General features: G+C 64.0%; 10 protein-coding genes and 1 pseudogene. 5 read left to right on the plus strand and 6 right to left on the minus strand.

Features of this window, described 5'->3' with window-relative positions:
* The first annotated feature begins 72 nt into the window (after positions 1 to 72).
* Positions 73 to 1,110, plus strand: coding sequence for a tripartite tricarboxylate transporter substrate binding protein (locus tag CLU85_RS08595; RefSeq protein WP_100409903.1), 1,038 nt, complete (start codon positions 73 to 75; stop codon positions 1,108 to 1,110).
* 128 nt (positions 1,111 to 1,238) lie between these two features.
* On the opposite strand, the gene CLU85_RS08600 is transcribed toward CLU85_RS08595, so the two are convergent.
* The 4 genes and pseudogenes from CLU85_RS08600 to dnaG all read right to left on the minus strand — a co-directional run bounded on the left by CLU85_RS08600 (position 1,239) and on the right by dnaG (position 8,891).
* Complete coding sequence (locus CLU85_RS08600; RefSeq protein ID WP_100409904.1) at positions 1,239 to 2,816, minus strand: methyl-accepting chemotaxis protein; 1,578 nt, start codon at positions 2,814 to 2,816, stop codon at positions 1,239 to 1,241.
* A 98-nt stretch (positions 2,817 to 2,914) separates the two neighbouring features.
* Positions 2,915 to 3,940: a tripartite tricarboxylate transporter substrate binding protein gene (locus tag CLU85_RS08605; RefSeq protein WP_100409905.1), complete on the minus strand. Its 1,026-nt coding sequence runs from the start codon at positions 3,938 to 3,940 to the stop codon at positions 2,915 to 2,917.
* A 281-nt stretch (positions 3,941 to 4,221) separates the two neighbouring features.
* Positions 4,222 to 6,593 (minus strand): annotated as a pseudogene (rpoD, locus tag CLU85_RS08610) (RNA polymerase sigma factor RpoD).
* A 267-nt stretch (positions 6,594 to 6,860) separates the two neighbouring features.
* Entirely contained in the window at positions 6,861 to 8,891 is a 2,031-nt protein-coding gene (gene dnaG, locus CLU85_RS08615) for a DNA primase (protein ID WP_100409906.1), read from the minus strand.
* Between the two features lie 59 nt (positions 8,892 to 8,950).
* Here dnaG and CLU85_RS08620 point away from each other — a divergent pair, with 59 nt between their 5' ends.
* The 4 genes from CLU85_RS08620 to CLU85_RS08635 are packed head-to-tail and all read left to right on the plus strand — an operon-like array spanning position 8,951 to position 14,229.
* Positions 8,951 to 10,045 carry a PotD/PotF family extracellular solute-binding protein gene (locus tag CLU85_RS08620; RefSeq protein ID WP_369858177.1) on the plus strand — a complete coding sequence of 365 codons (1,095 nt, stop codon included), beginning with the start codon at positions 8,951 to 8,953 and terminating at the stop codon, positions 10,043 to 10,045.
* 3 nt (positions 10,046 to 10,048) lie between these two features.
* Positions 10,049 to 11,716, plus strand: a complete 1,668-nt coding sequence (locus tag CLU85_RS08625; protein ID WP_232727771.1) for a GGDEF domain-containing protein — start codon at positions 10,049 to 10,051, stop codon at positions 11,714 to 11,716.
* Between the two features lie 50 nt (positions 11,717 to 11,766).
* The gene (locus tag CLU85_RS08630; protein WP_100409908.1) at positions 11,767 to 13,413 is read left to right on the plus strand and encodes an acyl-CoA synthetase; all 1,647 of its coding nucleotides are present in this window, start codon (positions 11,767 to 11,769) and stop codon (positions 13,411 to 13,413) included.
* A gap of 60 nt (positions 13,414 to 13,473) precedes the next feature.
* Positions 13,474 to 14,229 (plus strand): sulfite exporter TauE/SafE family protein, encoded by a 756-nt coding sequence (locus CLU85_RS08635; RefSeq protein WP_100409909.1) that lies wholly within the window; start codon positions 13,474 to 13,476, stop codon positions 14,227 to 14,229.
* A gap of 231 nt (positions 14,230 to 14,460) precedes the next feature.
* Here the strand turns inward: CLU85_RS08635 and CLU85_RS08640 are convergent, their stop codons facing one another.
* Positions 14,461 to 16,035: an alkaline phosphatase gene (locus tag CLU85_RS08640; protein ID WP_100409910.1), complete on the minus strand. Its 1,575-nt coding sequence runs from the start codon at positions 16,033 to 16,035 to the stop codon at positions 14,461 to 14,463.
* A gap of 155 nt (positions 16,036 to 16,190) precedes the next feature.
* Complete coding sequence (locus tag CLU85_RS08645; RefSeq protein WP_100409911.1) at positions 16,191 to 17,726, minus strand: diguanylate cyclase; 1,536 nt, start codon at positions 17,724 to 17,726, stop codon at positions 16,191 to 16,193.
* Positions 17,727 to 17,806 lie beyond the last annotated feature (80 nt).

A 17,806-nucleotide genomic window follows, 5' to 3' on the forward strand; every position in this document is an offset into this window, starting at 1 on the left:
CGATCTGGTGGCACGACAACGCGGCGCAGACCGCAGCCCCAGGATTCCCTACCCACGACCGGAGACAACCCCATGCCCCACATCACCGCCACCACGGATTCGCTCCACGCCGCGCCGAGCGCCGACGGGCTTCTCACGCGCCGCCAGGCGCTGGCCACCGGCGCGGCCGCGCTGGGCGCCGCAGCCTGGGGCCTGCCCCGCATGGCGCGTGCCCAGGGCGACGGCAAGCCGCTGCGCGTGATCCTGCCGCTGTCAGCGGGCTCGGGGGCCGACGGCGCCATCCGCGCCATCAGCACCAGCCTGGCCAAGGCGCTGGGCCAGCCGGTGGTCATCGAGAACCTGCCGGGCGCGGGCGGCATCACGGGAACCACGCAGATCGTGCGTGCGCCCAAGGACGGCTCGGTGATCGGCGTGGTGTCCAACAACCACGTGGTCAACCCCAGTGTGTACAAGAACATCCCGTTCGATTCGCTCGCCGACATCACGCCCATCACCATCCTGGGCGCCACGCCCTTTGTGCTGGTGGCGCACCCGTCGTTGCCCGCCAAGACGGTGCAGGAGCTGATCGCCCTGGCCAAGGCCAAACCGGGGGTGCTCAACTATGGCTCGTCGGGCAATGGCACCATCCTGCACCTGGGTGCAGCCATGTTCGTGGACCAGGCCAAGCTTGACATCAAGCACATCCCCTACCGGGGCATGGGCCCGCTCATGAACGACATTCTGGGGGGCCAGGTGCAGCTGGGCGTGGTGGCCGTGGCGCCTGCCGCCGCGCACATCAAGGCTGGCACGCTGCGCGCCTTGGGCGTGACCACGGCCACCCGCGTGGCGGGGTTGCCCGGCGTGCCCACCATTGCCGAGCAGGGCCTGCCGGGCTTTGAGCTGGATGGCTGGATCGCGCCCATCGCCCCCGCCGGTCTGCCCAAGGCCGAGCTGGCGCGCCTGTACAACGGCTTCAAGGCCGCCATGGAAATGCCCGAGGCGCGCGATGCGCTGATGGCCCAGGGCTATGAAATCAAGCTCACCCCGCCTGAGCCCGCGGCGGCGTTCTTTCGCAGCGAAGCGGCCCGCATGGCCCAGGTGGTCAAGAACGCGAACGTGAAGATCGACTGATCGCGTTGTCAGTCATGCCCCCGGGGCTGCGGGGGGCGTACCGGGTGGTTTGAGGTGTTTTTGGCTGCTAGCGCTTGATTTTAAAGCGCTGACAGCTATTGTTTTTGTAGCATTCCGGGTGGTCTGAATCAACCGCGCGGTGCGGGCAAGGCGTGTCGCTGCTGGTTTCGCACGCGAAACACTTCCACAGCCTCCACCAGCTGGTGTGCTTGTCCGCTCAGGCTGCCTGCGGCGGCTGCGCTTTCTTCCACAAGCGCCGCGTTTTGTTGCGTGGCTTCGTCCATGCGCACGATGGCTTGCGTGACACGCAACATGTCGCTGGTTTGCGCGGCACTGGCCTGGCTGATTTCCTCCATCAGGGCGCTCACGCCCTGGATGGACGACACGACTTCCGTCATCGTGGTGCCCGCATTGCGGGCGAGGTCCGAGCCGGCTTGCACGCGCTCCACACTGGTCTGGATGAGTTCCTTGATTTCGCGCGCCGCGCTGGCGCTGCGGGTGGCCAGATTGCGCACCTCGTTCGCCACCACGGCAAAGCCGCGGCCTTGCTCACCGGCACGGGCGGCCTCCACGGCAGCATTGAGGGCCAGGATGTTGGTCTGAAACGCAATGCCGTCGATGACACCAATGATGTCGGCAATGCGGCGCGAACTGTCCTGAATGCCCTGCACCACCGCGACCATCTGCGTGACCACGTCGCCACCGCGCTGCGCCACGGTGGCGCCATTGCGGGCCAGCTCGTTGGCGCGTTGGGCATTGGAAGCGTTTTGCTGCACCGTGGCTTGCAATTGCTGCATGGAGGACGTGGTCTCGTCCAGGGAGGACGCCTGCTCTTCGGTGCGCAGGCTCAGGTCGGCGTTGCCCTGGGCGATCTCGGCGCTGGCGTTGGCCACACCTTCTGCATTGCTGCGCACGCCCGAGACCACGTTTTCCAGGTGGTCCTGCATGGCGCGCAGGGCCTCCAGCAGGCGCGCGGGCTCGTCCTTGCCTTCCACCTCGATGGTGGAGGTGAGGTCTCCGGCCGCCACCTTGTGCGCGACCGACACAGCCACACGCAGGGGGCGCACGACCGAGCGGGTCAGCAACCAGCCAGCACAGCCGCCCAGCGCGGTCACCAACGCCAGCGCCGCCAAGCTGCTCACCAGGGCTTGTTTCGCATCCTGCCCGGCCTGCTGGGCGATGTCGGTGCTGCTGGCCGCCACCTGTTCGCCCAAGGCCGTCAGCAGCTTGGCAGGGCCCTGATCAATGTCGGCCACATCCGCATCGCCTGCAGATGGCACGAAGCCCAGCGACTGGAACACCTCAAAGCCCTTGCGATAGCCCTGCGCCATCTGGGTGTGTGCCTGGGTGAACTTCTGCAGGGCTGCTTTTTCCTGGGCGTCGGCCAGTTGCGGCTCCAGCGCCTTGGCGGCATCTGCCACGCGCTTTTCGCTGGCTTGGAAGGCGGCCCAGTGCAGTTCACGCTTGCGAGAGTCTTCGCCACGCAGCAGGGTGTTTTTCCACTCCAGCACCTGGGTCTTGAACTCGCTTTCCATGCGGCTCACGGCGCGCTCTTGGGCCACACGTGCCTGCACGGTGGTGTCGTAGGTGCCCAGCGTGCGGTACAGCGCCGAGATGCCGAACAGCGCGGCCCCCAGCAGGAGCGCCAGCACCAGGCCCAGTGCGGTGGCCATGCGTGCGCCGATGGAGTGGTTGGACATTTTCATCAGAGACTCCAAAGGTTCTGCCGGAGAGCGTGTGTGCCCGTGCGTGAGACATCCTCACGCGGCTGCGGGGCCCTGGGCGCACAGGCCCAGCGGTGCGATCAGGCCTTGAGCTTGAGCAGATAGACCATCACCCGCGCCGTGGTGAGGTCCAGTTCCATGAACTCCGCCAAATCCTTGCCGGTGAGCCAGGAGGGATCCCACCGGTTCTGTTTGAGTGTGCGCAACCAGGACTCATGGGTGGTGGCCGCCTCGACCGCGCTCAACATCTCCGCTACGCGTACGGCGGGGATGCCTTTGCCGGTGAAGACGCCGCGCCAATTGGCCATCGCAGCGTCCAGTCCCTGCTCGCGGAATGCGGGCAGGCCAAAAACACTGCGGCGCGAGGAGACACCGATGGCCCTGAGCTTGCCCGCTGCGATGGCATCGCTGAACTCGCTGTAGCCCGACAAGCCCATGGCGGCGCCGCCGGACATCAGGGCATCGACCACTTCTGCGCCCCCTGGAAACGGCTTGTAGACCAGGCCTTCGGGGTTGGCCTTGGCGGCGCGTGCCAGCACCCCGGCAAAGATATGGTCCACACCACCTGCCGAGCCGCCCGCCACAGGCACAGCCTTCAGGTCTGCGCGCATGGCATCTGCAAGGTCTTTGGTGGTCTTGATGGGGGACTTGGCCGCCACGGCAGCCACCAGGTAGTCGCTGGTCAGGCGTGCGATGGGCTGTATGTGGGTCATGTCCACCGCAGGCTTTTGCAGTGCGACAGCGCCCACCATCACCATGCCGCCCATCAGCAGCGTGTTGGCGTCATTGCCGTATTTTTCGGCGTACTTGGCCAGTCCGATGGTGCCGCCTTTGCCGCCGATGTTTTCATACTCCACCTGGTCGGCAGCCCCTACGGCGGTCAAGGCAGCTCCCAGTGCGCGCCCAGTCTGGTCCCAGCCGCCACCGGGGTTGGCGGGAATCACGATGCGCAGCGTGGCCGCCAGCTTGGGTGCCTTGGTGGGCGCTGCGGGGCGAGGTGCCGCCGCGTTGCCTTGTTGTGCCCATGCACTGGGTCCAAATGCAGTCCAGGCCGCCGTCGTGAGGGCAGCTTGTGTCAGTGCCTTGCGGCGGGTGATGTGATTCATGGGATGCCTCGCGAAAGTGAAAGGGCAATGGTCAGTCAGGGGCTCAGGCTGCGTCGCAGCCGGTGCGGTGCTATTCATGTTGTATCGCTGGATGTCGATCCATCGCATGGAAGCCCCCCAGAGGATGTGTCGGCAATGGTCGCCAGCCAAACTGTCAGTCTGCTGTCGAGGGTATCAGGGTAAACGTGGTGTGTCGCACATGGCGCCATGAAAAACGCCCTGCGCCGCAGGTGCGGGGCAGGGCGTCAGGGCCTGGGGAGGCCTGGCCGTGTGCTTTTGGCTTACAGCGAGTCGATGAAGCTGCGCAGCTTGTCGGAGCGCGAAGGGTGCTTCAACTTGCGCAGTGCCTTGGCTTCTATTTGGCGAATGCGCTCACGCGTAACGTCAAACTGCTTGCCCACTTCTTCCAGCGTGTGGTCGCTGGTCATTTCGATACCGAAGCGCATGCGCAGCACCTTGGCTTCGCGGGGGTCAGGCCATCCAGGATGTCCTTGACCACGTCGCGCAGGCCGGCCTGCATGGCGGCTTCGATAGGTGCAGTGTTGGCACCGTCCTCGATGAAATCGCCCAGGTGGCTGTCGTCGTCGTCCCCGATCGGCGTTTCCATGGAGATCGGCTCCTTGGCGATCTTCATGATCTTGCGGATCTTGTCTTCCGGGATCTCCATCTTGGCCGCCAGGATGGACGCATCGGGCTCAAAGCCGAACTCTTGCAAGTGCTGGCGGCTGATGCGGTTCATCTTGTTGATCGTCTCGATCATGTGCACCGGGATACGGATGGTGCGCGCCTGGTCGGCGATCGAGCGGGTGATGGCCTGGCGGATCCACCAGGTGGCATACGTCGAGAACTTGTAGCCGCGACGGTATTCGAACTTGTCCACCGCCTTCATCAGGCCGATGTTGCCTTCCTGGATCAGGTCCAGGAACTGCAGGCCACGGTTGGTGTACTTCTTGGCGATCGAGATCACGAGGCGCAGGTTGGCCTCGATCATTTCCTTCTTGGCATCGCGCGAGGTGGCTTCACCTTCGTTCATGCGCTTGTTGATGCCCTTGAGTTCGGTCAGCGGCACCACCACGCGCGACTGCAGGTCCATCAGCTTTTGCTGCAGGTCCTGGATGGGCGGGATGTTGCGCGCAATGATCGAAGACCAAGGCTTGCCAGCGGAGGCTTGCTTTTCGACCCATTGCAGGTTCAGCAGGTTGGGCGGGAAGTCCTTGATGAACGTCTCTTGCGGCATGCCGCACTTGTCCACAATGATGCGGCGAAGCTCGCGCTCCTTCTTGCGCACATCGTCCACCTGGCCGCGCACCATGTCGCACAGCTTTTCGATGGTCTTGGCCGTGAAGCGGATGGTCATCAGCTCTTCTGACAGGGCGTGCTGCGCCTTCACGTAGGCGGGCGTACCGTAGCCTTCTTTGTCATAGACCTTGTGGACCTTCTCGAACAGCTCGCGCAGCTTGTCAAAACGCTCCAGCGCTTGCTTCTTGAGTTCTTCGAGTTTTTTGGTCAAGGCCTTGGAGCCGCCCTTGCCGTCGTCGTCATCGGCTTCGTCGAATTCGTCGAAGTCTTCTTCGGCCACATAGTCGTCGGCCTCGTTGGGGTTGGAGAAACCGTCCACGATGGTCGAGATCACGACCTTGCCTTCGCGGATGTCTTCGCCCATGTTCAGGATTTCGGCGATGGTGGCGGGCGATGCGCTGATCGCCTCCATCATCGCCATCAGACCGCCTTCGATGCGCTTGGCGATTTCGATTTCGCCTTCGCGGGTCAGCAGCTCGACCGTGCCCATTTCGCGCATGTACATGCGAACGGGGTCGGTGGTGCGGCCGAATTCCGAGTCCACGGTGGACAAGGCGGCTTCGGCGGCTTCTTCGGCTTCTTCTTCGGTGGCGCCAGCGGGGGCGTTGTCCGTGATGATCAGCGCTTCGGCATCGGGCGTCTGCTCGTACACCGCCACGCCCAGGTCGTTCAGCGTGGTGATGACGGCTTCAAGGGTTTCGGCATCAACGAGCTTGTCGGGCAAGTGGTCGTTGATTTCCACGTGCGTGAGGTAGCCGCGGGTCTTGCCCAGCTTGATCAGGGCCTTCAGGCGCGCACGGCGCTTGGCCATGTCTTCTTCCGACAGGACGGTTTCGTCCAGGCCGAATTCCTTCATCAAGGCGCGTTCCTTCGCCTTGCTGATCTTCATGCGCAGAGGCTTGACCTTCTCGACCGTCGCCGCTGTCTCGGTGGTGGTCTCTTCGACTTCACCTTCCAGGTCCGCTTCGATGTCGGACAGGTCGGTGTCGTCACCGCTTTCATCGCTGGCAGCTCCTGCCTTTGGCTTGCGGCCACGCTTGGCGGGCGCCTTGGCTTCAGCGGCACCGGCGGCTTTGGCGGGGCGGCCTGGGCGCTTCTTGGGGGTATCGTCTTCATCAGATGCGACAGCCTTGGCGCGGGCAGGCTTCTTCTTCAGCAACTCATCGGCAGCTTTGATCAGCTCGGCGGTACTTTTCACGGACACAGTTTTGACTTTCTTGGCTGCTGGGGCCGGCGCGGGCATGGACTTTGGGGTCGCAGCTTTCGCAGATGCCTTGGCAGCAGGGGTGGGAACAGCCTTCGCGGCAGTGCCTGGAGCAGACTTGGGCGGCTTCGCGGACTTTTGAGCGGGCATGGAACAACCTCAGAATCAAAAACAGACACAAAGAAATCGCAAGCGCCACAGATCCCGGCGCGGGTGGCAACGCGAAGCTCAAGGGTCTTCGCGCTTCGAGGGGAGGCCCTCAGCGGCAAGATGTCTGGGCGATCATTTGGTGTGCAGTCCTTGCGATAAGTGGGCCCATCAGCGCATAGGTGCGCGTTTGTCACGGTGGCCCGGCTCGGAGGTGCTGCTGTCGCTCTTGCCGATAACTAACCCTACATTATACCGTTAAAGAGAATTTCAAGCCTCTTTGGTGACCGCGTTCTGTAGTGCGTTGCGCTTTTGTTCCAGCGCGCGGTAGCGCTCCAGGGCCGAGGGATCTTGTGCCACTTGCAGAACCAGCAGTTTTTGCTGTTCCTTGATGTCTTCGACCTGCATGCGGTTGAGCAGATCGCGCAACTCCAGCCGAAGTTCCTGCAAGTCGCCCTCTGTCTGGGCGTGGGAGCCGGTCATCACCTTGACGGCCAGGGTCTCGCATTCGTGGTCACGCAGGCTCTCGCGCAGTACCGCCCAGGCCAGCGGGCCCTGTTCGTGGAAAAGGGCCTCCAGCCAGGTGAACAGCGGGCCATGCGGCGAGGGTTGGGCACACAGGGTGGTGTGGTCGTCGTGGGTCAGTTCTTCCAGGAACGCCATGTGCGACAGAAGCAACCGTGCGGCGTGGTCTGCGCGGCTGGCCGTGGGAGTCCGCGGCAGACGGGGCTGCGGAGGCCATGGGGCATCCTTGTCTCTTTTTTTCCAGCCATTGCCGCTTTTCCAGTCGCTCCCCTTGCGAAACGGTGGCTTGCCCTGCCCGCCATAACTGCTGAAGCTCTCATAGCTATTGGCATGGCCCGCTGGCTCGTGGGGGGCGCTGGACCAGTGGTCCCCATCTGGCGGGCTGTCCCACGCAGGGGCATCGTCTTGGTGGGGAGGGCGGGGATTCTGGCGTTGCGGGTTGCCCGTATGGGGGGGGCGCACGCCCTCTCGGGCCGTACCCTGGCTCCACAGGTCTGACAGATCCCGGGCGTTGAGTTGGGTCAGCTCTGCCAGTTCACCCAGCAATTGGCGTTTGAGCACGCCGTCGGGCAGGGACGTCCACAGGGGGCGCGCATTGCTGGCCATGTGGGCGCGGCCTTCGGCCGTGCCCAGGTCGCAGCCATCGCTGGCCGCCTCGATGAGAAACCGGCTCAGGGGCACGGCATCGCCCACATGCCGGGCGAAGGCGTCTGTGCCATGGGCGCGGATGAAACTGTCCGGGTCGTGCTCGGCGGGCAGGAACAAAAATTTGATGCTGCGCGTGTCGGTGGCGTGGGGCAGGGCGCCATCGAGTGCCTTGCGGGCAGCGCGCCGCCCAGCGTTGTCGCCATCAAAGCTGAACACTACCGAGTCGGTAAAACGCAGCAGTTTTTGCACATGCTCGGGCGTACAGGCAGTGCCCAGCGTGGCCACCGCGTTCGGAAAGCCCAGCTGTGCCAGGGCCACTACATCCATGTAGCCTTCGGTGACCAGTGCGTAGCCCGCTTCGCGGATGGCAGTGCGGGCCTCAAACAGGCCATACAGCTCGCGCCCCTTGTGGAACACCGGGGTTTCGGGCGAGTTAAGGTACTTGGGCTTGTCGTCCCCCAGTACCCTTCCGCCAAAACCGATGCACTCACCCTTGACGTTGCGGATGGGGAACATCACCCGGTCGCGGAAGCGGTCGTAACGCTTGTCCTGCCCGTCCTCGCCCACGATGACCAGGCCGCTCTCTTCCAGCAGCGGGTCGTCGTACTGGGGGAAAACGCTGGCCAGGCTGCGCCAGCCCTCAGGCGCGTAGCCCAGACCGTAGCGCTTGGCCACCGAGCCGGACACGCCCCGGCCCTTGAAATACCCGATGGCACGCTGCGATTCGCGCAGCTGGCGGCGGTAGGCGTCTGCCGCTTTTTCCAGCACATCGCTCAGGGTGGCCTGTTTCTGGCGCGCAGCGGCGGCGCGTTCCTTCTCTTGGGGGGAGATGTCGTCGTCGGGCACCTGCAGGCCCACGCCCTGGGCCAGGTCCTGCACGGCCTCGACAAAGCCCATGCCAGCGTGCTCCATCAGAAAACTGATGGCATTGCCGTTTTTGCCGCAGCCAAAGCAGTGATAGAACTGTTTGGCGGGACTGACGCTGAAAGAGGGCGACTTTTCCCCATGAAAAGGGCACAGTCCCATGAAATTGGCTCCGCCCTTCTTCAGTTGAACGTAGCGGCCCACGATGTCGACCACGTCAACACGGGCGAGCAGTTCCTGAATGAAAGACTGAGGGATCGTCACGCGGTGTATTGTCCGCGTAAACTCTTTGTTACTAAGTATTGCAAAACGGGGCTTTCGGCATGGTGTTCATGGCGTGGCGGCAGGCGGTGGGCACGTTCACGCGGCAGATGCCGCGCCGTGTTGTGGCTGCGCTGTTGGTGGTCGCCTCTGGCATGGTGCTGCTTGCGGGGCCTGTGCAGGCAGGCACCGTTCTTCGTGTGCTGTCATGGCCCGGTTACGCTGACCCTGATTTTGTGGCGGTGTTCGAGAAGCGCTTTGGGGTCAAGGTCGAGATCACCACAGTCGCGTCTGACGATGTTCTGCGCGCCAAGCTGGCCAGCCCGGAAGGCCCTGGTTTTGACCTGGTGGCCGCGAATACCGCCGAAATTGCCCGGCTGGTGGCACAGAATATGTTGACTCCGTTGCCCATTAGCAACATTTCAAACACTGCGCGCCAGTTGCCGCGGTTTCGCCAGTTGCACGCCATTGCGGGCATCACCTCGCGCGGCGACGTGTATGCCATGCCCTTCACCTACTCGGAGATGGGGCTGATCTACGACCGCAAACAGTTCAGTTCCCCGCCCGATTCGATTGCCGTCCTGTGGGACCCCCGCTGGCAGGGCCGGGTGCTGGCGTTTGATGGCAGTAGCCACGGGTTTTCGCTGGCTGCCATGTACCGGGGCCTGGCGCCGTTCCGCATCGATGCGGGCCGTTTTCGCCCGCTGGCCAAAGACCTTGTGGCCTTGCGCCGCAACGTCCGCTCTTTCTACAGCCTGCCTGAGGAGTCGGTCGAGCTGTTTCGCAAGCACAAGGTGGCGGTGATGCATGCCAACTATGGCCAGCAGCAGCTCAAGCAGTTGCGCGATGCCGGACTGGATGTGGGCTATGTGGTGCCCAAGGAGGGTGCGCTGGCCTGGCTCGATTGCTGGGCCATCACCCGCCGGTCCACCCAGGTGGCCCTGGCGGCGGAGTGGATCAACTACATGCTCGAACCCACCGTCAGCCGTGAGTTCACCCGGCGCCAGGGCTTGGCCAACACCTTGGACGAGCCGCCTGCGCTTTCGGGCGATGTGCCGATGGGCCCGATCGTCTGGCTGGAGCCGGTGGAAGACGAAGCCCTGCGCGCGCAACTGTGGCAGCGCATTTTGTCGGGCGACCGACCTGCGCGGTTCTGACGCATGAAACACATGAAATGGGGCATTGCACTGCGGCTGGGGGCCTTGCTGGCTTCGTTCAGTGTTTTTGCGGCCATTCTCGCGGGTTACTACACCTTTGATTCGAGCCGGGAGCGTCTTCAGGGGCGGGCGGAGCGGTCACTCATGGCCACCACCCAGGTGCTGGCGCGCCACATGCAGGCGGGCTTTGGCACGGTGGCGCGTGATACCGCCTTCCTGGCCAACGTGGCGGCCGTGGAGCAGGACCGAGGCCGTCTGGCCGATGTGTTCAAGGCCAGCTTGGCGGCCCACCCTAGCTACCTGCAAATCCGGTTCATTGGCGCCAAGGACTACGGGCTGGAGCTGGTGCGCATCGACCGCAAGGGCACGGCACCGGTTCGCGTGGCCGATGAGGCGCTGCAGGAAAAGGCGCACTTCCCCTTTGTTTTTGAAGCCCTCGAACTGCCCGCAGGCCAGGTGTATGTGTCCGAGTTCGGTATCAACCACGAAGACTCGTCCGAGGACGACGCCTTGCCGGTGTTCAACATGGCATCCCCCGTGGTACAGGGCGGACGTGTGCTGGGGGTGGTCGTGGTGCGGGTGGCGGCAGAGCCGTTTTTGAGAAATTTCAACGCTGCTTTGCCAGCGCCCTATGGTTTTTTCCTCAGCAACCGGTGGGGCGACTTTCTGGTGCACCCCGATGCGGCTCAGACCTTTGGTTTTGACAGGGGGCAGCGCATACTTATTCAGGAGGCCTTCACCCCCGTGGCGGCCTTGATTGAGGGGCGTGCTGAAGAAGCCGTGCTCAGCCAGCCGGGCACCGATGATGAAGAGGCGCGCGTTTTCTCCTTCGTGCGCATGCCTTTTGGCAGCGAGGGCGAGGGGCGCTTCATGGTGGTGGGCCTCTCGCAGCCCCTGGCCGCCGTGCAGGGCGAGGTGGTGGATTTGGGGCGCAGCATCCTCAAGATTCTGTTGGTGCTTAGCTTGGTGGGTGTGGTTTTGGCCGCTTGGGTCTCGCGTGTTGTCACGCAACCGCTGCAGGCCATGGCAGCGGCCACGCAGGCGTTTTCGCAAGGACGCACGCACAGTGATCTGCCGGTGGAGCGCAAGGATGAAGTCGGTGACCTGGCACGCAGCTTCCGTGAGATGGAGCGGCAGATTGGGCGTCACATCTCCGATCTGAACACCAGCCGCGATGCCATGGCCCATCTGGCGCATCACGATGCGCTGACTGGCTTGCCCAACCGCCGCATGTTTGAGCAGCGCCTCGCGCAGGTGCTGGAGGTATCGCGCCACAGCGGCCGCGACTGTGCCCTGCTGTTTGTGGATCTGGACGACTTCAAGGCCATCAACGATTCGCAGGGGCATGCAGTGGGCGATCTGGTGCTGCAGGCTGTGGCCCGCACCATTGTGGGCGCCGTGCGCCAGATCGATACCGTAGCCCGGCTGGCGGGGGATGAGTTCACCGTGCTGTGTGAGAACGTGGATTCCGAGGAGGCCGCCCTGCAGATCGCTGCCAAGCTGGAGCAGGCCTTTGTGCCACCGCTGGACATCGATGGCCAGCCGTTTCCGGTGCGCGCCAGCATTGGTTTGAGCCTGTTCCCGCGCGATGCCCAGGATGCACACATGTTGCTGGCCAGCGCAGACGCTGCCATGTACCGTGTCAAGCAGGCCCGCCGCAGAAGGGTTTGAGTCAGCCTGGGGCGGTAGGCTATGCCCCAATCACCTTCCTGAATCGACCCATGACCTCTATCTTTGACCAGCATCTGCCCCGCACCGAAGCCAACTTTGCGTCTTTGTCTCCGCTGTCGTTCATCGAGCGCACTGCCGAGGTCTACCCCGACCGCCTGGCCGTTGTGCATGGCGAACTGCGCCAGACCTGGGGTCAGACCTATGCACGCTGCCGCCAGCTGGCCAGTGCCCTGGTGCAGGCGGGTATTGGCAAAAATGACACCGTGGCGGTGATGCTGCCCAACACGCCGCCCATGGTCGAAGCGCACTTTGGCGTACCCATGGCGGGCGCGGTGCTCAACACCCTCAATACCCGCCTCGATCCGGAGGCGATTGCGTTCATGCTTGACCACGGCGAGGCCAAGGCCGTCATCGTGGACCCTGAGTTCACCGGCACCATGGCCAAGGCAATGACACTGCGCACATCCACCGCCCCGCTGCGTGTGATCGAAGTGCAAGACACGCTGTACGGCCCCGCCGTGCAAAGCCTGGGTGGCACCGACTACGAGGCCTTTGTGGCCGCAGGCGACGCAGCTTTTGCCTGGAGCTTGCCGGCCGACGAGTGGGATGCGATAGCGCTCAACTACACCAGCGGCACCACCGGCAACCCCAAGGGCGTGGTCTACCACCACCGGGGCGCGGCCACCAACGCCATCAGCAATGTGCTGGAGTGGGACATGCCCAAACACGCCGTGTACCTGTGGACGTTGCCCATGTTCCATTGCAACGGTTGGTGTTTTCCCTGGACGGTGGCGGCGCGCGCGGGTGTCAACGTGTGTTTGCGCCGAGTCGACGCGCAAGCCATTTTCGACGCCATCCGTAACTACGGCGTCACCCACTACTGCGGCGCGCCCATCGTGCACGGCCTGCTGGTCAACGCGCCCGATGCGATGAAGGCAGGCTTGCCTGCAGGCGTCAAGGCCATGGTGGCGGGCGCGGCACCACCGGCCTCGATGATCGAAGGCATGGAGAAGATGGGGTTCGACCTGACCCACGTCTACGGCCTGACCGAGGTCTACGGCCCCGCCACTGTGTGTGCCAAGCACGAGGCCTGGGACGCGCTCGACATCGGCGAGCGCGCGCGCCTCAACGCCCGCCAGGGCGTGCGCTACCACCTGGAGCGCGACGTGCGCGTGCTCGATCCTGAAACGATGTTGCCCGTGCCGCAGGACGGCGAAACCATGGGCGAGATCATGTTCAAGGGCAACATCGCCATGAAGGGGTATCTCAAGAACCCCAAGGCCACCGAAGAAGCCTTTGCGGGCGGCTGGTTCCACAGCGGCGACTTGGCCGTGCAGTACCCCGATGGCTACATCAAGATCAAGGACCGCAGCAAGGACATCATCATCTCGGGCGGCGAGAACATCTCGTCGATCGAGGTCGAGGACGTGCTCTACCGTCACCCCGACGTCTTGGCTGCTGCCGTGGTGGCCAAACCGGATGCCAAGTGGGGTGAAACGCCCTGTGCCTTTGTCGAGCTGAAGGCCGGTGCGCAGACCACGCCCGAAGACATCGTGGCGCACTGCAAAAAACACCTCGCAGGCTTCAAGGTGCCCCGTGCCGTGGTGTTTGGCGAGTTGCCCAAGACCAGCACCGGCAAGATCCAGAAGTTCGAGTTGCGCAAGTTGGCGGGATCGGCGGCGGCCATCAACGTGTGAAATGCAACGCGAAACCCGCACAGGGCATCTGTCCGAAGCCACATAGCAGGAAGCGCTGTCATGGAGTCCATGTTGTGGGTGGTCGTGCTGGGGGCCGTGGCTGCTGGTTTTGTGCAGGGCCTGTCGGGTTTTGGTTTTGGCATGGTGGCGATGTCTTTCTGGGCCTGGACGCTGGAGCCCCGCCTGGCGGCCGTGCTGACGGTGTGTGGCGCGCTCACGGGCCAATTGGTGGCTGCGGCCACAGTACGGCGGGGTTTTGACCGGGTCCGTTTGCTGCCCTTTGTGCTGGGTGGCCTGGCGGGTATTCCGCTCGGTGTGGTCTTGCTGCCGCGCTTGGACATGGATGCATTCAAGCTGCTGCTGGGCACGCTGCTGGTGCTGTGGTGCCCAGCCATGCTTTTGGCCAGGCAGTTGCCGCGCATCACAAAGGGCGGGCGCGTGGCCGATGCGTTGGTGGGCATGGCCGGTGGGGTGATGGGCGGCCTGGGCGGCTTCACGGGTGTGCTGCCCACCCTGTGGTGCACGCTGCGCGGGCTGGACAAGGATGTGCAGCGGGCCATCATCCAGAACTTCAATCTGGCCATGCTGCTGGTGACTTTTGGCACTTACCTCGCCACGGGTCTTGTCACGCGCGATGCGCTGCCCCTGATGGCCATCGTTGTGCCAGCGATGCTGGTGCCTACGCTGCTGGGAGCGAGGCTGTACCGAGGCATCAGCGAAGTACGTTTTCGCCAGATAGTTTTGGGACTGCTCACGCTGTCGGGCCTCGCGATGCTGGTGGCGAGTGTGCCCAAGGTGCTCGCGCGATTGGTTTAGAAGTTGCTCACAAATAGATAGCTTTCAGCGCTTATGACATAAGCGCTAGGGGCTGTTTTTGCTCAAAGATGGTTCTGCCGGGCTGCGGCTTTCGATTGCGGTACCGCTGAAATAGCAGAATTTTTTGATTGAAGCGCTTGATGGATAAGCGCTGGTTGCTATAAGAATTGAAGCAATTTCCGTGGCGCCGTTTTCTTGCGGATCGCTTGCGCAAAGACCCCAGTGGCGTGCTCAGTCGCGGACGGGGGCGGGACGGCCGTCTTCGACGACAAAACGGGCCAGTGTGGTGACGCTGCTGTCGGCGCGCAAAGGGTCATCGAGCACGCGCAGGGTGGTGGTCCAGCGCCTGGGTGTGATGTGGGCCAGACCATAGCCACGTTGGTCGCAGCGGGCCAGCAGCACGTGCGGGTTGTGCCGGGCGATGGCGTCTACCTTGTCTTGTGTGGTGCCCGAGCGCGAGCTGATGGAGGTACCACAGAACTCGCTGGCCACCACGGGCGACTCGGCGTGCTGTGGATCGGCATGCACCCGGCACACGTAGTTTTGGTGGATGTCGCCGCCCAGCAGCACGGTGTTGCGCGGAGCGTGCTGGGCCACGGCCTGCAGCAGGCGTGCGCGGGCGGTGGGGTAGCCGTCCCAGCTGTCGGTGGCGGTGACGCCCGACGGGTAGTGGCGCGGCGAAAACAGGGTCTGCTGCGCCAGGATGCTCCAGCGGGTGGTGTTTTTGGCGTGTGCGTCTTCGGCCAGGCCCGCGTCAAGCCACCCCTCTTGCGCTGCGCCCAGCAGCGTGCGGGCTGGGCTGGCCAAGTCGGCGCACTCTGCGGCGCGCACGGCACCCGCGCTGGCGGATTGGGGCGTGCGGCAGGCTTGCCAGCTGCGGTATTGGCGGTTGTCCAGCAAGTGGATGTGCGCCAGGCGCCCCCAGCGCAGGCGGCGGTACACCTGCAAGGCATCCCAGCGCCTGCCGGGGGCGGGTTGGTTCAGGCTGGCGGCGCGCAGGGGCATGTTTTCGTAAAAAGCCTGCCAGGCGGCGCCGCGCAGGGCCAGGAAGTTGGCGTCGTCGCCCCGGCCAGCGTTGGCGGCATAGTCGTTCTGCACCTCGTGGTCATCCCAGGTCACGGCCCAGGGGCAGGCGGCATGGGCGGCTTGCAGGGCCGGGTCGCTTTTGTGCAGGGCATACCGGTCGCGGTAGTCGGCCAGTGTGGAGGCCAGGCGCAGGCTGTGGGTGCGCGCCAGGTCGGTGGTGTTTTTGGGTGTGGCGTATTCGTAGATGTAGTCGCCAAGGAACAGCACCAGATCGGGCTGGTCTGCCACCAAGTGGCGCCAGGCGGCGTAGTGGCCGTGTTCCCACCGCTGGCATGAGGCAAAGGCCACGCGCAGCGCATCCGGCAGGTCACCGGAGGCTGGTGCAGTGCGTGTTCTGCCGATGGTGCTGACGGCATCGCCCAGCATAAAGCGATAGTGGTACCAGCGGCCGGGTGCCAGGCCACGCGGTTCTGCATGCACGCTGTGGCCCAGTTGCGGCAGCGCGGTGGCTTCGCCCTTTTGCACGATCTGCGCAAAACGCGCATCGTGCGCAACCTCCCAGCGCACCGTGTGAGGCGCCTGCATCTGCGCCGGGTCAGTCAGCAGCAGCCGCGTCCACAGCACCACGCCGTCCGGAGTCGGGTCTCCACTGGCCACCCCTAGGGTGAACGGGTGGGACTGCAGTGACGGCGGGTTGCTCCACGCCCAGCGGGGCAGGGTGGTGGCAGCGGCGATCCAGGCGGCATGCCGCAGAAAGGACCGTCTTTGCTCATTGGTCATTGGTCATTGCAGGATGCTGCTTCAGTGCGCTGCGCCCAAAACTGACACGGCTCAAGCCAGTGGTCGCCGCGCAAGTGCCGCCAGTTCACGGTATGGGCGCTGGTGGGCTCCCCCTCTGGGGGAAGGCGCCGAAGGCGACACAAGGGGGCTTCCTGTCATGCCGCCATGACGCGGTTTTTCCCGGATCGCTTGGCCAGGTACATGGCTTCGTCGGCGCGCCGGATGGCATCTGTGCTGCTTTCACTGTCCGCCAATTGGGCCACGCCAGCGCTGAACGTGATGAGCACCTTCTCGGAGCCTTGCAGGAAGAAGCGGGTTGTCAGTTCGCGTTGGAGTCTGGTCATGGCGGCGACGCCGTTCTCGACGTTGGTGTCCGGCAGTACAAGCACAAACTCTTCACCCCCGTAACGGGCCAGCAGATCCTGCGGCCGCATGACTTCGCGTGTGACTTGGGCCAGATGGACCAGGGCCGCGTCCCCGCCCGAGTGGCCCAGGCGGTCGTTGATGGTTTTGAAGTTGTCCACGTCCAGCAGGGCCATACACAGTGATGAGCCCAGTCGGCGTGCGCGTGCGATCTCGCGCTCCATGGCTTCGTCCAGACCCTTGCGGTTGAGCGAGCCGGTCAGGGGGTCGTGACGGGCCTGAGCGCTGGCACGGTCCAGTTCTTCCTGTAGTTTGGCGACTTCGGCGCGTTTGGCTTCGGTGCGCTCCCGCAGGTCATGAAGCTCGTCGTGTGCCACTCGGCTGTCCAGCGCCATGGCGCGGGTGGCGCTCATGACCTCTTGCAGCAGCGGGGCGATGTCTTCCAGCGTATTGGCTTTGCCGATGAGGTCTGCGCACCGTTCCATCGTGCCCTGGTAAGAGGTGCTGGACGCCGTGATTTTGGCCAGCCGTTCGATGAAGGTGGACAGCATGTCCTTCATCTGTTCCTGGGCTTCGAGCGTGCGGGCCTTGGCTTCGGTTTGCTTGAAGATCACATCCTTGAGCCGTCGTTGCACGTCATCGAGCCGACGCAAGGTGAGCGGCGGTGTCGAGGCCACCATCAGCGCCTCGGCCTGGCCATGCAGCCACCGGTCATCCACGCTGAGCACGGCTATGTTTTCGAACACCATGTGCAGCAACTCCAGCAGGCTCGTGCGGATGGCGGCCTGATCTTCGGTGGCAAACGACAGGCGGTAAGTGAAGTTGCCCAGCATGAGCTGGGTGGTGGCAACGAGGGGGGCGGGTTCTCTCAGGAAGGTGATGAGCTGCTGCGCCATGCCGATGACACGGGCGTCGTCTTCCCCCAGTGCAGGCAGCGTGTTGTCAATGAGCCGGGCGAGGGTCTCCGCGAATTCGGGGGGCAGATCACCCAACGCTGTGGGCGCATCGGCGGTCTCGATGGGTTTGGAGGCTGCGGCGGGGTTGAGCCCCAGGTTGGCATAACCGACCATGACGCTTTGCAGCGAGGTCCAGTCTTTGGTAATGATGGCCCGTTCGAACTGCCCCAGCAACCGTTTCTGGGCGGGCGTTTGGCCAGGCAGTACCCTCTGGATGCTGCTCAGCGGACCTTCGGGGAAGGGTTGGGGGCTGCGACTGCCCGCGATTTCGTCGTAAAGCGCGAGGTAGTTGTCAGGGGTGGGCGGGAGCCGACGCGCTGCCAGTTGTTTGAGCGTTTCGCGCGCTATCTCGGAGGGTGGTCGGTCGGCCATGTAAGGGCACCAGTGTCAAAGGGCAGGGATGCTCAAGTGTGACACAGCGGGCGGCTTTTTTGTGCAGGGCCGCCCGGCCT

The organism is Acidovorax sp. 69 (assembly GCF_002797445.1).
Classification (GTDB): domain Bacteria; phylum Pseudomonadota; class Gammaproteobacteria; order Burkholderiales; family Burkholderiaceae_C; genus Acidovorax.

Coding starts and splice junctions, on each gene's coding strand:
- CLU85_RS08595 (WP_100409903.1), top strand. CDS start 73: ATGCCCCACATCACCGCCACCACGGATTCGCTCCACGCCGCGCCGAGC.
- CLU85_RS08625 (WP_232727771.1), top strand. CDS start 10,049: ATGAAACACATGAAATGGGGCATTGCACTGCGGCTGGGGGCCTTGCTG.
- CLU85_RS08605 (WP_100409905.1), bottom strand. CDS start 3,940: ATGAATCACATCACCCGCCGCAAGGCACTGACACAAGCTGCCCTCACG.
- CLU85_RS08645 (WP_100409911.1), bottom strand. CDS start 17,726: ATGGCCGACCGACCACCCTCCGAGATAGCGCGCGAAACGCTCAAACAA.
- CLU85_RS08640 (WP_100409910.1), bottom strand. CDS start 16,035: ATGACCAATGAGCAAAGACGGTCCTTTCTGCGGCATGCCGCCTGGATC.
- CLU85_RS08630 (WP_100409908.1), top strand. CDS start 11,767: ATGACCTCTATCTTTGACCAGCATCTGCCCCGCACCGAAGCCAACTTT.
- CLU85_RS08600 (WP_100409904.1), bottom strand. CDS start 2,816: ATGAAAATGTCCAACCACTCCATCGGCGCACGCATGGCCACCGCACTG.
- CLU85_RS08620 (WP_369858177.1), top strand. CDS start 8,951: ATGGTGTTCATGGCGTGGCGGCAGGCGGTGGGCACGTTCACGCGGCAG.
- CLU85_RS08635 (WP_100409909.1), top strand. CDS start 13,474: ATGGAGTCCATGTTGTGGGTGGTCGTGCTGGGGGCCGTGGCTGCTGGT.